This window comes from Saezia sanguinis (assembly GCF_963921665.1).
Classification (GTDB): domain Bacteria; phylum Pseudomonadota; class Gammaproteobacteria; order Burkholderiales; family Burkholderiaceae_C; genus Saezia; species Saezia sanguinis.
Genome location: NZ_CAWUGC010000002.1, coordinates 60,505 through 75,917 on the forward strand (window position 1 = coordinate 60,505; position 15,413 = coordinate 75,917).

Sequence of the window (15,413 nt, forward strand, 5' to 3'; positions counted from 1 at the left end):
TTCATAGCACCGCCACTCTTTTAATGATTGCTTGCAAAAATGGCTCATCAAAGCAGATTTTTAATTTAGCGCCTGTCGGAGGCAATCTATACGCTGTATTGAAGCGGCTTTTTCATTCCTGTCTGCTGAAAACTTCGGCGTGTCTTTACCGCCCAGCCTTTGAGTATCATTCAGGTTTTACACCATTGAAACCGGCAAAAAAACGGCTTTGTCACCCATTGGTAACAAAGCCGTTTGGACTGGGCCTCCCTCTTTTTAGCCTCTAAAAAACTCTTCACCTTATCAGAAGCTGTAGCGGAACTGCACTTTCAGCGCATGCTCCCGGCTCTGGTTACCAAATTGCCCTTCGTAGCCAGCACTCAGCCTCATATCGGGCCTGATCTGATAGGTGCCGCCAAGACCAACAATGGCACTGTCACGGTCCACCCGCGTGCCGTCCACGTTATAGGTGGTGCCACCAATGAAGTTCAGCCGTGCATGGGGTGCTACATCACCCATGTTGTGCTGCCAGCCCAGATGCCCGTCTATGCTCGCCTTGTCATTGAGCTGCCACTGCCCGCGCACCCCGGCTGTCGTGGTCACCAGGTGATCGGAACTGCGGTGCCCCTGAAGCATAGCCTCGCTGCCTTCTTCGGTAAAACTCTCTGCCGTGATTCTTTGATAGGCCACGTTGAGGAATGGGGTGACGCTGGCCTGCTCTGTCAGCTCAAACGTGTGGCTGCCTTCCACATAAGCCTGAACGCGCCCGCCATTGTAGCTGGTCTGGTTTTTGGAGGAGATGCTGCCTACGTTGACGTAACGGGTGGTATCCATATCAAGCCAGCTGTAGCCTGCTGCTGCCCTGATGTCGATCGGGCCGGCACTGGTCCGCCCGTAAGCCAGCAGATGTACCATATTGATGTCGGCCGCAGAGTTGCGGGTGCTGCGTGCTTTGATGTCGGTTTGCTCATAGCCCATGGCCAGACCTGCGGCTGTGGTGCCGTTGTCATAGATATCGGCCCCCACCAGCACGCCCCAGCCCTGGGTTTCAAGCTTGGCCGCGTTGCCGTCGTTTTTAAGGTGACCATCATAGCCCCAGGTACTGACCCACAGTGCTCGTTTGGCTTCGGGCAGGTCGGCATCCGGCACGGGGCTGCGATACAGATGCTCGTTGATGGCATCCCTAGCATAGCGGTTGGTGAGCACAGCGCTCTTGGCACTGCCATGGATTTCGCCGCTGAGGTTGTCAAAAGCATTCAGGGCCGAAAGGCTGTCCATGCTGACAACGGTGTCGTAGATGGCATTGCCATTGCCAAGGCTTTCAATGCCCTTGCCGGTATTGTTTTCGTTGTAAGTGCCTCCGGGCAGTTCATCAAAGCCCACATCGTTGCGGCTCATGGTCAGCCACACCTGGTTTGAAATGTCATAATTGACGGTTTCCGTCAGGAAGGCCAGGTTGCTCGTGACGGTGCCAAATTGGCCTGTCACACCGCCATCGGTATCGATGATGAGGTATCTGGTACTGGTGTTCCAGGTGCCTGCGCCAGCCAGTATCCCCAGTTTGGCACCGGAGTCGATGGTGACGGTCCCGGTGCCGCCCAGAGCAGAGTTGGCGACCAGTTTGTCTGCCGTGCCGTCCGGGTTGACGTCAATCTGATAGGTGGAGCCGCTGTTGAAAATGGCATCTGCCACCGTGAGCGTACCAACTGAATTGCCCGGGGACAGGGTGCCGCCGCTGTTGATGGTGGCTGTGCCTAAAATACGGCCATGTCCACCCAGGGTGGCGCCGTTTTGTACATCCACATGGCCTGCTATCTGGGCACTGCTGCTCTCTGCCGTACTGCCCACCAGCAAGGTGCCATCCTGTACTTCGGTATGACCGGTATAGGTGTTGACACCGTCAAGAATCAAAGTTCCTGCTCCTGTTTTGGTCAGGTCCTGCCCGTTCCAGCCAAAGCCCAGAGCGCTGGTTAAAGTGTTGTCCGCCAATGCAACGCCAACATCAAAACTTTCACCAGTTGGAATGTTAAAAGTGCCGTGCGCACTCGACGGGTCATTGTTGTTCCACACCAGCTCAACCCGTGCAAGGATGTTTTTGCCGGTGGCATCAATCCAGGCCGAGCCGATCAGGTAAGTATCCAGATCCACATAGGTGTGCAAAGGCGCGCCGGCAACTGTGGTTTCAAAGCTGCCGCTCACGCCACTGGTGGTTGTCGCCAGGGTATAAACACCAGAGTCGGTCCTGGCACTGTAACCGTTAATATTGATGATATTGCTGCCTGTCAGCGTGATCGTATCTGCAACCACCGCCGGGGTGCTGGCAATATCCACGCCCAGCGTGGTTCCACTGGCCATGTTCATGGCATTCGCTACCGTCAGGGTACGGCCGGCATCTATGTTCAAGGTACCTGTGTTCAGGTTCACCTGACCAGTTGCTGCATTGGCCGCCAACGTCAATGCATCACTGCCGGCTTTGGTCAGTGTGCCTGTGCCACTCAGAGTGCCGCTGTAAGTGCCGTCGGTTGCCTGGTCAAAAATCAGGGTCGCGTTGTTGACAATATCGCCCTGCAGGCTGGTTGTGTTACCTTGCAGCGTACCTGCTGTGACCTGAGTACCGCCACTGTAGGTATTTGCACCGGTCAGTATTGTGGTACCGGCCCCGTTTTGCTCAAAGCTGCCATCGCCACTGATGATGCCGGAAACAGTCATCGTCCCGGTACGGTTGGCCGCAAGTGTTGCCCCGCTGGCGACCGCCACATCCGATGAGCCAATCGACCCGCTGGCCCCTGCATTACCAATTTGCAATGTACCGCCGTTAACAGCAATGCTGCCGCCAAAACTGTCGTTGTTGCCGGTCAGAATCGTGGTGGAGCCTGCATTCTCCTGATAAACAGCACCTGATCCGGTAATCGGAGATGCAAACACATACCCCGAATCGGTGTGGTTAAACACCAGGCTGCCATACGTGCCCAGGTTGATGGTATTGCTGTTGACAATCGAGCCAGCAGCCACAGCAGCGTTGCCGCGGGCCGCACCGATGTTAAGCACGCCAGAACCGCCAGAACCTGTTCCCACATTGATCTGGGAAGTATTGGTCTTCAACTGCCCGCCATCGGCAACCGTTACACTGCCGGCAGAACTGGCGCCAGTACCAACTTCCAGAATACCCGTTGCGGTTGATTCAAACAACGAACCGCCACCGGTAATCGTCAGAGCCCCCGAGCCACCGGACCCGCTTTGCCCTTTACCAATCTGAACATTGCCGCCACTGATCTTGATGTAGCCGCCATCTTCAACAGTAACAGTGCCGGAGCCGGCACCGTCCCCAATGCGGAACGAGCCTGTCCCTGTCGTCTGAAACTCAGACCCCGCTCCTGACACCGTCAGGGAGCCCTCTCCCGAGCGATACCCGATCCAGGCATAACTGGCGACATTCACCGTACCGCCATTGTTTACATTCATGATGCCTGTGCTGTAATCGCCAACAATAAGCGCAGTACTGCCGCCTAGCGTCATCGAGCCTTCAACATTGACCGTCCCATGCCCCCCGCTGTTGATACCAATACCGACAATGCTGTTGGAACCACTGCTGGTAAATGAACCTCCGTTAAAAACATTCAGCTCGCCGGTACTGTCTCCCCCCACATACATGTAACCGGCCGAATCCAGTACACCGCCACTGTAGATATTCGTTGTGGCAGATGCGCCTCCCACAGCGCCAATATTGCCACCGTTACGGGCGGTAACAATCCCGCCTGAATTGATATTCAAAATGCCGGTTGCACCACTTTGCCCGACCAGCAACTTATCGTACACATCGACCTGCCCGCCGGCGTCGACATTGAGTGTGGCATTCGTGTCTGTTGATCCCCTGCCAATGACAAGTGCCGCACCTGTTCCGCCGGCAGTCGTCTGGATCAGGCCTCCACCTGTGACCGTCACCGTATAAGTGCCAATGCCATCCAGATAGATGTCATCCGCCTCAATGACAGATACATAAAGAATACCATCTATGGTTGTATCACTGGCAAGGTGACGCGCAGCATGAGCCGTACTGCCAAACAACACAGCCGCCATGGCCGATACGCCGAATATGCCACGCAAAAATTGTGAAAACGCTGTACGCTTACAACTAAAAATCTTCGATGAAGTCTTATCTGAAATAGTCGTTGCAGATTTTTCACCATGTCCGTTTTTCGCATGCTCGCAGACTGCCTGAAAAACCCCTTGTTTTTGATTGAAAATAATGCGGTAAATGTGATTCATGCAAATGGCCTCGATAAATTCATAGTTATTAGAACTGCTGATAAATATAATTTTTTATTATTTAGAGATTCCATTCTCCACATAATTCCTCCAGATGAGCATGCAAAAGTCAGATTCATGCTCAAAAGTTTCTGATATGTGAAAAATTACCATTCACCGTGGTAACAATAAAACCTATCGCTGACATCATCATGGAACATGAATGTCAGGCAAAGAACATTGCATGATCACTGAAACCCTGCATTTCTCATTCATTTAAATCAAATGAGCAGAAAGTAAACAGGAAAATTTGGGAAACCATAAATTATCAAAATGAAAACTATAAAAAAATCTTATGCATTTGCACACACTGACACAAACATTGCACAACTTAAAAATAGTTTGACTCCTCAAAATCCCGAGAATACGTTGCATCATATGAAAACGACTTGAGCGCTTCACTTCAGGTTGTCCACTATATGGATGTCCTCTTGAATGGCACTTAATTTTTCAGCCAGCGCACGGATCAACCTGAATAAGCAGGAAAGAACAGAAAAGGATAAAGCCTTTGTATGCAAGCCTGATAGAAGATGTCTGTGAACACATGCAGGTGCAGCAAGATTTTTCCTGCCGCAAACGAACCGGCATTTAGAAATACGGCTCTGTGATGTACAGGTGCAAAACTTGCAAAGTTGATAGCAACAATGAAAAAGGCCGATAATTCCCCTGGCCCTGCTTACCCTGCAAAAGGATCGTTATCGGGGTTGGCATTCCAGACATATTCGATGTGTTGTGCAATATCGTTGGCCTTGTTCATGCCATGCTGGTCTGCAATAAATCCAAGCGTCATATCCATACCCGCCGAAACCCCGGACGACGTATAAAATTTGCCATCCACACACCAGCGTGCCTGCCGCTTCCATAATACCGTCTGGTCAACGGAAGTGACCCAGGGCCAGGCCTTTTTATTAGACGTTGCAACACGCCCGCTCAGTAACCCGGTTTTTGCAAGCAATGCTGAGCCTGTGCATACACTCAGGCAATAAGCCGATTTTGCCGCCAGATTTTTTAGCACGGAAATCGCCTGTGCATCACTGACCAAGGAACGCGTTCCCTGTCCCCCTGGAATCAACAGCACTCCATCCTGATCAACCTGGGAGACAGGCACTGTGACAACCGGTACCTGCTGCCGGCTGGTCACCAGCCCGCCCTGCAAAGAGCAGTAGTGCAGTTGATATGTATCAACGCGCCCCAACACCTCCACGGGCCCAAAGGCATCAAGCGTTTCAAAATCGTTGAACAGAAAAATATTGATATGCATAAAACATCCCTTATAAATATTTACTGCCTTCTCTTGCTGCCAATGCCGAAAGCGAATGCTCTGCCATAAACTGCCTGACCCATTGTGGATTATGCTTGCTGTAATCACGCAATGCCCAGCCTATGGCTTTCTGGATAAAAAACTCGTTTATCGCCAGACTGGCTTCAATGCTCTGCCGCAACAGATCTTCATCTGTTTTTTCTTTATATTGCAATTGCACAGTTATAGCCACCCGGCGCTTCCATAAGGATGCATCATTCATCAGCAGTTGAACCACATGCGCCAATTGATCCGGATTTTGCAGCAGCAAATCCGCCAAAGGCTTTCGCAGGGAATCTACGCTGTCCCACCAGGCCTTTTGGTCCAACAAATCAAAATAGCAGCGCTCCCAATCTGCCAGAGTCACCTTTTTGACATTGGCCTGCACAAGATCAATGGCCAGATACTGGTATTCACGCTCTGGCAGGCCATAGTAATACAGCACTTCTGCCGATAACTGCCGGGGCGTCCAGCTTTGAGAATGCTTTAACAGCGGTTTGATCAACGCATGCCGCTCGGGTTTATTAATCCCCAGAAACGGAAACCTGTTTTTCATATAACGCGCCATCTCCTGCGCTTTGATTGCATTGCCATGCGGTTGCAGATCAATTCTCTGAGGCATCATACCGGTCACTTTATAACTGTTTGAATCATTGCATTATCTACCAACTTGATGCCACCCATGTGCATGCAAAATCTGGTATGACCGACACTGTAGTCTGATATGGTTCGCACCGAATATAATGAATTCACCATAAATAAAATTTCACGGAGACAAACATATGAACGTAGACAAACTGGCCAACCCTGGCCCGCTCGGTTTAATGGGATTTGGCATGACCACCGTTTTACTGAACATCCATAATGCAGGTTTTTTTCCCGTCGCAACAGCCATTGTCGCCATGGGTATCTTTTATGGCGGCTTGGCACAGGTTATCGCTGGCATTTTGGAGTTTAAAAAAGGCAATACATTTGGCGTGACGGCATTTACATCCTACGGCTTTTTCTGGATGACGCTGGTCGGCATCTGGTACCTGCCTGCATCTGCAAGCACTGCGCCAACAAACCACGTGTTCTTTGGCATCTACCTGGCCATGTGGGGTATCTTCACCCTGTTCATGTTCTTCGGCACCTTAAAAGCCAACCGGGGATTGCAGTTCGTATTCGGCAGCCTGACCATTCTTTTTGCGCTGCTGGCCATCGGCAATATCACACAGAGTAAATTCATTTTGAGTATTGCAGGTTTTGAAGGCATTGTCTGCGGCCTCAGTGCCATTTATCTGGCAATGGCCGAAGTGCTCAACGAGCAGTATGGCCGCACCGTTTTGCCGATAGGCGCGCCTTGAATCGGTGGGCTTATATTGCCTCATTTTCTGTGCCTTAAAAACTAAAAAGGAGCCTTTACGGCTCCTTTTTAGTTGCATGAACATGTCAAGCTTATTTCATAACATCTTCAAGTTTTTTCTCATCCAGATACTGGGTGAAACCCATCATGCGTTTTTGCACGTCCGGCGATTGCATCAGGTCCACTGCGGCAACCTGCCCCAGCACCTGAAAGCTTCCCTGCATCGCTGTGTTGCCTTCCCGGCTCACGGCTTCTTTCACCTCGGCGCGGCAATCCTGTGTCAGCAGGCGCATCAGCAGCTTGGCCACGTTCTGGTCATAAGACTGTGCCTGTTTATCCGAGATATTTGCCACCCCTTTCAGGTTGGGGTGTGCGGCCATGGCAGAGAAAAACCACTGCATCAAAGCCATCCGGTCCTGAGGCGTTGTTTTCTGAACCAGGCATTGCCCCATGCGGTCGGCATAAGGGCCGGCATAGACAGATGTCACACCCGCCGTTGCCAGAATCAACCCACAAACAATTGCTTTCACTTTTTTCATCATCATTTCTTTCTAAACAGATTAAGACATGAACCAATTCAAAAACACAGGGTTCAACCTGCAATGGCGCAATTCTAACCTTTAATCTCTCATCGGTTTTACATTGTATTCAGAACATCAGCGACTATCTCGCTGACAAACGGACACAAATGGGCCCGCCAGGCAATATCGCCTTCATCCGTCTGCATACGGAAAAAACCTTCCTCAAAACTCAGACGCGACACCAGCAACCTGCGTTTGGGATTTTTCTGCAGGTAGTACAGTTTGTTTTCCTCGCGGAAGATATAGATGCCATCGTCGGAACCGGCACCGTTTTTCGCCACCATCATGCGGCTCAGGGCTCCGCCTTCAAACTCCATGCTGATTTTGTCATCACCACCAGCCGGCAACTGAACCCCCTGGCAGTGTGCGCTCTCAATATGCGGGAAGATCAACTCGTCACAGGTGTAATTTGCTTTTGCCAGAAACTGGGACTTGCCACCCTTCACAATTGATTCATAAGCCAGGCGTACCGGATCTTGCAGCATTTTCAGTTGCGTAACAGGTGTCAACTCAGGCGTTCCGAATGGGTTGTTATCCAGCATCAACCCCGATTGTCCCCGACGGTATACCAAGGCCTTGCCGACAGAAAAATGCAGTTCTCCTGCTGCCGGGTGGTATTCAAACGTCATTTCTTTTAAGTTCATCTCATGCATAAAGCATCCCTTGTAATGAAGCCAGTTTATTCTACCCTAACAGATTCATTGCTCCACCCACTATCTTACCAAAATATTGACTTACCACCGCTTAATTTGACAGTACGGCCGGGCAACAAACCCCGCACTGCCTATAATTCAAATGAACAGCGGTTTTGATAGCTGCCCATAAGCAGTTCAAACCGGTTACCCTGGTCCCACTCTGCCCCATTGCCATGCCTTCCATCGTCATTGCACCTGATTCGTTCAAAGAAAGCCTCAGCGCTACCGAGGTGGCACAGGCTATCGCACAAGGCTGGCACCACGTGCGACCGCAGGATCTGCTCATTTTGCACCCGATGGCAGATGGCGGGGAGGGAACCGCCGATACCATTCTCAATGCCCTCAACGGTGAAAAAAGAACGTGCAACGCATCAGACCCGTTGGGAAACCCGGTCCATGCCCCCTGGTGCTGGCTGCCTGACTCGCATACGGCCGTCATTGAAATGGCTTGTACCAGCGGGCTGCATCTGGTTCCGCCAAATCAACGCAACCCATTGCACACCAGCACCTACGGCACAGGCCAGTTGATTCTGGCAGCATTGGATGCTGGTGCACAGACCATCATCCTCACACTGGGAGGCAGTGCCACCAACGATGGCGGTTGCGGCATGCTCAGTGCCCTGGGACTGCAATTGCTCGACCGGAACCACCAACCCCTGCCTGCCGGTGGCGCCGCATTGGCACAGCTTGCCGCCATCGGGCTGGATACATTCGACCCGCGTTTAAAACATGTGCGCTTCATTGCAGCCTGCGATGTCAGCAACCCGCTGTGCGGGCCGCAAGGCGCTTCAGCCGTATTTGGCCCGCAAAAAGGTGCATCGGCTTCAGTTGTTGCCGTACTGGACCATGCACTGGCGCACTTTGCCGATATATGCCATCACACCTTGGCTGTAGAGTATCGCAACACTCCCGGTGCAGGTGCGGCTGGCGGGCTGGGTTTTGCCGCCCTCACGTTTCTGAATGCCAGGCTGCGCCCTGGTGTTGAGCTGGTAGCTGAGCTGACCGGGCTGGAACAATCGCTGCGTGGGGCTGATCTGGTCATCACCGGTGAAGGGCAGCTCGACGCACAAACCCTGCACGGCAAAACGCCAATAGGCGTCGCCCGGCTGGCGCAAGCTCAGCATATACCTGTCATTGCGCTGGCCGGCAACCTTCAGGAAGGTTACCAACAACTTTACCAGCACGGCATTACAGCAGCATTCAGCATTGCGCCTGGCCCTGTCACACTCGATTACGCGTACCAGCATGTGCGTGAACTGCTACAACAGCGGGCCGCAGACATTGCCCGGCTATGGACGCTGCAGCATTGATAATGACAGAAAAATCATGACATCTCATCGTGCAACATTATGCGGGCTGCTGGCCATTGTGCTGTGGAGCATGTCTTTGGGCCTGATGCGCAGCATCACCAGTGCGCTGGGGCCAGCTGCCGGTGCCGCATTCATTTTCACCAGTGCTTTTCTGTTTGTACTGGTGCTGCAGGGGAAATCAGCATGGAGCGCTTACTCACGCCCGTACCTGTTGCTGTGCGGCAGCCTGTTTGTTGCTTATGAAATATGCCTGATCGGGGCGATTGGCCTGGCGCACACCCATCTGCAATCGATCGAGCTGGGCATGATCAATTATCTGTGGCCCTGCCTGACGATTCTGCTGGCCATTCCGATCCACAAACAAAAAACCAATGGCGCTGTCTGGCTGGGCATGTTGCTTGCCCTGGGCGGTATCGTCCTGATCATGAGCAGCAATGGCTCATGGTCGCCACATGCGCTCTGGATCAACATTACCGGCAACCCCATTCCTTACACCATGGCACTGGCCGCAGCCATTATCTGGGCTTTGTACAACAATCTGGTCAAAAAATACGGCCGCGGCAACAGAAGCGTTGCACCCTTTCTGCTGGTAACTGCACTGCTGCTGTGGACCAACCTGCTGTTCCAGCCATACCAGCCCATCGTATGGAGTACACGCATCATCATGGAGCTGATCTTTCTGGGCATTTCAACAGCAACCGCATACACCGTATGGAACATCGGCATACAGCAGGGTAACCTCATGACGCTCACTTTTGCGTCTTACTTCACGCCAGCCTTATCTGCCATTATTGCCTGCATGTGGCTGAAAACACTGCCAACACCTTTTTTCTGGTTTGGCCTGATACTTCTCATTTGCGGCGCACTGTTATGCTGGCTGGCCACACGCAGGCTTTCCCGCACATAACCCCATGCGCTGAGCACGGCACACAACAAAGCTAAAATAGAGCCCAGGGAGATACCTCAAAACTCCCATTGTGAGTGCTTTTATGACAGATATCAATAACCTAATTACCCTGCGCCCTTTAGAGCGGGAAGACCTCAGATTTGTTCATACGCTGGACAACAACGCCGTTGTCATGCGTTACTGGTTTGAAGAACCTTTTGTATCTTTTGACGAACTGGTTGAAATTTACCAACGCCATACGCACGACCAGAGTGAACGGCGCTTTATCGTTGCCAATGCCGAGAGCATTCCTGTCGGCCTGGTCGAGCTGGTTGAAATCAACCTGATTCACCGCCACGCAGAGTTTCAGATCATCATTGCCCCAGGGCAACAGGGTCGCGGATATGCCAAACAAGCCACCCAAATGGCCATTGACTACGCCTTCCAGGTACTGAACCTGCACAAACTATCGCTGTATGTCGATAAAGAAAATACCAAGGCCATTCATATTTATACCCAGCTCGGGTATGAGCCTGAAGGCACTTTGCGCGAAGAGTTTTTCGTCAACGGCGCCTATCGCGATGCCATTCGCATGTGCATTCTTCAGCGCGACTATCTGGCAAAGCGGCAACAGCGCAAATAGCCCTTACGGCAAATGACTAGCCCGGGTCAGCAGATCCATGTCATCCTGCCCCAGCTTCAGCGCAGCGGCCTGAGCCAGTTCATGCAACTGCGTTAAAGAAGTTGCACTGACAATCGGGGCGGTAATACCTGGCTGCGCCAGCTCCCACGCCAGGGTAACTGCTGCCGGCGTGGTATTGAGTTTTTGCGCTACGCTGTCCAGCGCCGCCAGTATCCGCATGCCACGGGGCCCCATATACCCCTTCTCTATAATACGCACACCCCGGGCACGCCCCTGCAAATCTTTTTCACTGCGGTATTTGCCGCTCAGAAACCCGGCTGCCAGTCCATAGTAATTGATCACGCCGACTTGTTTCTGCACGCAAAGTGTCTGCATCCTGGCTTCAAACCCCTGCCGGTCATACAGGTTGTATTCCGGCTGCATGCTTTCATAACGCGGCAAACCCAGTTTCTCACTGACATTCAATGCCGCCTCAAAACGCTCAGCCGTGTAATTGGATGCGCCGATCGCCCGAACTTTGCCTTCTTTGATCAAGTCGGCAAATGCGCCCAGGGTTTCTTCCAGAGGTGTTGACGCATCGTCTTCATGCGCCTGGTACAAATCAATGTAATCAGTTTGCAACCGCCGCAAAGACGCCTCCACAGCCTGCTTCATATATGCACGGGAAAGGCCTTTTAACCGTGCTCCCATCGGTTTTCCCAACTTGGTCGCCAGTATCACCCTGTCGCGTTTGCCGGTTGCTTTCAGCCATTTGCCAATGACGGTTTCCGACTCGCCCCCCGCATGTCCGCTCACCCAGCTTGAGTAAACGTCGGCTGTATCCACCATATTAAAACCGGCGTCCAGCCACGCATCCAGTAATGAAAATGATGTAGCTTCATCTGCTGTCCAGCCAAACACATTGCCGCCAAAAACCAGCGGTGCCGTTTTCAGGCCTGATCGGCCCAACGCCCTGAGTTGCATATCGTATCCTTTCCATCAGCTATTCCCGTTTCTTTAAAAACAGGCGATACCCATATCAGGTATATTCCCTATACTGTCGTTATGATAGGACACAACCCAGAGCCAAAGAAAAAATGCCTGTGAATACACCTGTTTCCTTCGCCATTATCCCGACCAAAGGTACTCACACCATTGGCAGAATCACTCTGAACAGCCCCAAAACGCTCAACGGGCTGACGTATGAGATGGTCCGGCTCATCGGCCAACAGTTACAGGCATGGCGCTACGACCCCAACATGATTGCCGTCTGGCTGGAAGGTGAAGGCGACAAGGCTTTTTGTGCCGGCGCCGACCTCAGACAGCTTTACCAGGCGCTGACCGCCCCGCAAGACCCATCGGCTGAGCATGACATTTCATCTTATGCACAGGAATTTTTTGCCAAGGAATACCAGCTCGATTATTTCATCCACCATTACCCCAAACCCATCATTGCGTGGCTGCACGGTTTTGTCATGGGCGGTGGTATCGGCTTATCGCACGGGGCGCGCTACCGCATCGCCACAGAAAATGCCACCTTTTCAATGCCGGAGATTTCCATCGGCCTGTTTCCCGATGTCGCCGGCTCATGGTTCCTGGGGCAGATTCCTGCGCGTATCGGCCGTTTTATCGCACTCACCGCGGCACGCCTGAATGCAGCCGACGCCTTGTTCAGCGGCCTGGCCGATATGATCATTGAACACCAGCGCAAACAGGATGTCATCGGCGCGCTGACCTGGGCTGACTGGCAAACAGACCCGGTACACAACGAGCACACGCTGCACAATATCCTGCAAAGCTTTGCCAGTTGGCAATACTGCCAAAACAGCACACTGCTGGAACACGCGGCAGAACTGGCTGCCTTGTGCAATGCACCGGATTGTCGCTCTTTCCTCATGCAACTGATGCAACTTGGGCAGCAAAACACATGGTTTGAACCTTATATGCTGGCGGCCCGAAACGGTGCGCCAAGCTCGCTGTACCTCTCCTGGATATTGCAGGATATGGCCCGGACCATGTCGCTTGCCGATGTATATAAAATGGAGTTCAATGCGGCCATGGGCTGCTGCGCGCGCGGCGACCTGGTAGAAGGCATTCGGGCACTCGTTATAGACAAAGACAAAAAACCCGACTGGCTGCCGGCGGCCAGTGATGAAAAAGACCTGACCGAACTGATTGAGTTTTACCTGATCCCGCGTTACCACGGTGTCCATATGCTGTCAGATCTGGCCCCTGACACCCTGTAAATACACCCGCAGGCTGCGCACAGGCCCATAAAATGCCCGTCCTGCAATAACGTAAAATATGCAGCCTTTCTGCAAATAAAAATCCCCACCATATCCAGGCTGAACCGGTATGGTGAGGATGTCAAGGCATCCAGCCGTTAATAACGGCCAGCAGTGCTTACTGCCCGCTTGCTCTTAATGCCTCAGCAAAAACTTTCACATCATATTTTGTCTGCAGGTAATTCATGTATGCCTGCTCCTGAGCATTGACTGACTGTTGCATCAGTGCAGACTGAATCATGGCGCGCGTGCTTGCATCCACCGGATCTGCCGGGTCTACCCTTTGCAACTGCACCAGTGCATAGCCCCCTTCATTCAAATTAACACCCAGAGACTGTGGCAACTGTGCTGCCGAAGACAGACGGAACACTTCTGAAGCCGTCTGCGGGGCCACTCCCGTCACAAGTTGGCGGGTAATGGTCAGCTCAGGCGCACTGTTGGCCTGTTCCGGCGATTGCTGCCATGTTTTCAGCGCTTCTTCACCAGCGGCACGGGCCAGATCAACCGCTTTTTCCTGAGTCGCCATTGCCTTCACCTGGGCCTGAACCTCTTCATACGGCTTCAACTGCGCCGGCGTATAAGCCACAACCCGGGCTGTTGCCAGTTGAGTTGGTGTAATTTCCACTGCCGCCGTATTTTGCTGGCCTTCACGTGCCTGCGGTGCAAAAGCAGCCGTTAAAAATGCCGGGCTGGCAAAAACACCGCTGGCGCCGGCTGGCGGTGTGGGTGTGACACGCTCAGCCTTTTCGACTGTCAGCCCATATTTATCTGCCAGCGTTGTCAGCGTATTTTCACCCGCGTTGACATCGTTGCGGAATTCTCTGGCCACCTGGGCAAACTGCTGCTCCACCCATTGTGCATGCAACTGCTTTTCAATATCTGCTTTCACCTGTTCAAAAGGCATGGGCTCGGCAGCCTTGATACCGGTCAGCATGATAATATGGTAGCCATAAGGCGTTATAACCAGGTCGCTGATATCGCCCTCTTTTTGCAGCGTAAAAACGGCATCCTCAAAAGACTGCACCATGGCTTTACGCCCGAAGAAGCCCAGGTCACCGCCTGCTGTCGCACTGCTCTTATCATCCGAACTGGCTTTGGCAATTTCGGCAAACTTGGTTGGATCCTGGCGTACCGTATCCAGCAGTTGCTGCGCTCTGGCACGCCCCTGCTCCTGTTGCTCCAAAGGTGCATCAGGGTCAACTTCAATCAGAATATGACTGGCCCGGCGCTGTTCCGGGTTGGTGAAATAACTCAGATTCTGTTCATAATATTCGCGCAGCGTACTTTCGGGCATTTCCTTGCCAGCCATGTATTTTTCTGCATCAAACACCACATATTCAATGCTGGCAAACTCATCCGTTTTGAAAACATTCTGATGCTGTTCATAATACTGCTTCAGGTCTTCGTCAGACAGTTTCACCTGCGAGGTAAAGTCTGCCGGCACAAAAAGCTGTTGCCGGATCACATATTTTTCACCCAGTATCTGAAGAAACTGATCGATTTCTGTCTGAGAGACAAAACCGCCAGAAACAGCGCTCATCAAACGCTGCTCCATGACGCGTGCACGTACATTTTCCTCATACCGCTGTGGCTGCAAACCATTTCGCTGCAACAATGCCTCATACTCTTTGACATCCAAAGAGCCGTCTGGCTTGAGGAGGGAGCGGATATTGGGATCCTGCAGCAAAGCACCCCGCAATGCGTAGTCCGAAATGAACAACCTGCTGTCCTGCGCGGCAATGCTCTGCAACTGCCCCAAAATCATGCGGTTGAGCATAACCTGCTTGAACTCCGGCGTCTCAAACACCTGCGGGTCAATGCCGGGGTTTTCGTCCATGATCTGGCTCACACGGGCTTTCAGATAAGCATCCAGTTGCACCTTCGTGATCGGCATGCCGGCAATCTTGGCCACTTCTCCGGCAGAACCGGAAGACATATGACTCGACTGTATCCCCCAGAATACGAAGGAAGGGAAAACCAGTAAAACAAGGATCAGCAGCATCAACCGCTTATGTGTCCGAATCATATCCAGCATGTCACAAACTCTTCTTTATGGTAATTAAATAAAACAACAAAAAAGGCGAACCGAAGTCCGCCTTGTTCAT

12 protein-coding genes are annotated in these 15,413 nt (G+C 52.2%); 5 read left to right on the forward strand and 7 right to left on the reverse strand.

Going from position 1 to position 15,413, the window contains the following annotated elements; all coding sequences use genetic code 11:
• Positions 1-282 precede the first annotated feature (282 nt).
• The 3 genes from AACY98_RS02390 to AACY98_RS02400 all read right to left on the reverse strand — a co-directional run bounded on the left by AACY98_RS02390 (position 283) and on the right by AACY98_RS02400 (position 6,209).
• A complete protein-coding gene (locus AACY98_RS02390) occupies positions 283-4,245 on the reverse strand; it encodes an autotransporter domain-containing protein (protein ID WP_339801121.1) in 3,963 nt (1,320 codons plus the stop codon).
• A 715-nt stretch (positions 4,246-4,960) separates the two neighbouring features.
• The gene (locus tag AACY98_RS02395) at positions 4,961-5,545 is read right to left on the reverse strand and encodes a DJ-1/PfpI family protein (RefSeq protein ID WP_339801124.1); all 585 of its coding nucleotides are present in this window, start codon (positions 5,543-5,545) and stop codon (positions 4,961-4,963) included.
• A 10-nt stretch (positions 5,546-5,555) separates the two neighbouring features.
• Positions 5,556-6,209 (reverse strand): DNA alkylation repair protein, encoded by a 654-nt coding sequence (locus AACY98_RS02400; RefSeq protein ID WP_339801127.1) that lies wholly within the window; start codon positions 6,207-6,209, stop codon positions 5,556-5,558.
• 157 nt (positions 6,210-6,366) lie between these two features.
• On the opposite strand from AACY98_RS02400, the gene satP reads away from it, so the two are divergent.
• Positions 6,367-6,930, forward strand: a complete 564-nt coding sequence (gene satP / locus AACY98_RS02405) for an acetate uptake transporter (RefSeq protein WP_339801130.1) — start codon at positions 6,367-6,369, stop codon at positions 6,928-6,930.
• Between the two features lie 91 nt (positions 6,931-7,021).
• On the opposite strand, the gene AACY98_RS02410 is transcribed toward satP, so the two are convergent.
• Positions 7,022-7,468: a hypothetical protein gene (locus tag AACY98_RS02410; RefSeq protein ID WP_126981176.1), complete on the reverse strand. Its 447-nt coding sequence runs from the start codon at positions 7,466-7,468 to the stop codon at positions 7,022-7,024.
• 98 nt (positions 7,469-7,566) lie between these two features.
• Complete coding sequence (locus tag AACY98_RS02415) at positions 7,567-8,163, reverse strand: hypothetical protein (RefSeq protein WP_339801134.1); 597 nt, start codon at positions 8,161-8,163, stop codon at positions 7,567-7,569.
• 215 nt (positions 8,164-8,378) lie between these two features.
• Between AACY98_RS02415 and AACY98_RS02420 the strand changes: the two genes are divergently transcribed.
• The 3 genes from AACY98_RS02420 (at position 8,379) to speG (ending at position 11,044) form a co-directional block, all read left to right on the forward strand.
• Positions 8,379-9,515: a glycerate kinase gene (locus tag AACY98_RS02420; RefSeq protein ID WP_339801301.1), complete on the forward strand. Its 1,137-nt coding sequence runs from the start codon at positions 8,379-8,381 to the stop codon at positions 9,513-9,515.
• A 16-nt stretch (positions 9,516-9,531) separates the two neighbouring features.
• Positions 9,532-10,422 carry an aromatic amino acid DMT transporter YddG gene (yddG, locus tag AACY98_RS02425; protein WP_339801137.1) on the forward strand — a complete coding sequence of 297 codons (891 nt, stop codon included), beginning with the start codon at positions 9,532-9,534 and terminating at the stop codon, positions 10,420-10,422.
• 82 nt (positions 10,423-10,504) lie between these two features.
• Positions 10,505-11,044: a spermidine N1-acetyltransferase gene (gene speG / locus AACY98_RS02430; RefSeq protein WP_126981172.1), complete on the forward strand. Its 540-nt coding sequence runs from the start codon at positions 10,505-10,507 to the stop codon at positions 11,042-11,044.
• Positions 11,045-11,047: 3 nt separating this feature from the next.
• Here the strand turns inward: speG and AACY98_RS02435 are convergent, their stop codons facing one another.
• Positions 11,048-12,007 carry an aldo/keto reductase gene (locus tag AACY98_RS02435; protein WP_339801141.1) on the reverse strand — a complete coding sequence of 320 codons (960 nt, stop codon included), beginning with the start codon at positions 12,005-12,007 and terminating at the stop codon, positions 11,048-11,050.
• 119 nt (positions 12,008-12,126) lie between these two features.
• On the opposite strand from AACY98_RS02435, the gene AACY98_RS02440 reads away from it, so the two are divergent.
• Entirely contained in the window at positions 12,127-13,269 is a 1,143-nt protein-coding gene (locus tag AACY98_RS02440) for an enoyl-CoA hydratase/isomerase family protein (RefSeq protein WP_339801143.1), read from the forward strand.
• 157 nt (positions 13,270-13,426) lie between these two features.
• On the opposite strand, the gene AACY98_RS02445 is transcribed toward AACY98_RS02440, so the two are convergent.
• Positions 13,427-15,343, reverse strand: a complete 1,917-nt coding sequence (locus AACY98_RS02445) for a SurA N-terminal domain-containing protein (protein ID WP_339801146.1) — start codon at positions 15,341-15,343, stop codon at positions 13,427-13,429.
• Between the last annotated feature and the right edge of the window lie 70 nt (positions 15,344-15,413).

Excerpts from the sequence above, each read along its gene's own strand:
- AACY98_RS02410 (WP_126981176.1), bottom strand. The coding sequence starts at position 7,468 with ATGAAAAAAGTGAAAGCAATTGTTTGTGGGTTGATTCTGGCAACGGCG.
- AACY98_RS02435 (WP_339801141.1), bottom strand. The coding sequence starts at position 12,007 with ATGCAACTCAGGGCGTTGGGCCGATCAGGCCTGAAAACGGCACCGCTG.
- yddG (WP_339801137.1), top strand. The coding sequence starts at position 9,532 with ATGACATCTCATCGTGCAACATTATGCGGGCTGCTGGCCATTGTGCTG.
- AACY98_RS02390 (WP_339801121.1), bottom strand. The coding sequence starts at position 4,245 with ATGAATCACATTTACCGCATTATTTTCAATCAAAAACAAGGGGTTTTT.
- AACY98_RS02445 (WP_339801146.1), bottom strand. The coding sequence starts at position 15,343 with ATGCTGGATATGATTCGGACACATAAGCGGTTGATGCTGCTGATCCTT.
- satP (WP_339801130.1), top strand. The coding sequence starts at position 6,367 with ATGAACGTAGACAAACTGGCCAACCCTGGCCCGCTCGGTTTAATGGGA.
- AACY98_RS02400 (WP_339801127.1), bottom strand. The coding sequence starts at position 6,209 with ATGATGCCTCAGAGAATTGATCTGCAACCGCATGGCAATGCAATCAAA.
- speG (WP_126981172.1), top strand. The coding sequence starts at position 10,505 with ATGACAGATATCAATAACCTAATTACCCTGCGCCCTTTAGAGCGGGAA.
- AACY98_RS02395 (WP_339801124.1), bottom strand. The coding sequence starts at position 5,545 with ATGCATATCAATATTTTTCTGTTCAACGATTTTGAAACGCTTGATGCC.
- AACY98_RS02420 (WP_339801301.1), top strand. The coding sequence starts at position 8,379 with ATGCCTTCCATCGTCATTGCACCTGATTCGTTCAAAGAAAGCCTCAGC.
- AACY98_RS02415 (WP_339801134.1), bottom strand. The coding sequence starts at position 8,163 with ATGCATGAGATGAACTTAAAAGAAATGACGTTTGAATACCACCCGGCA.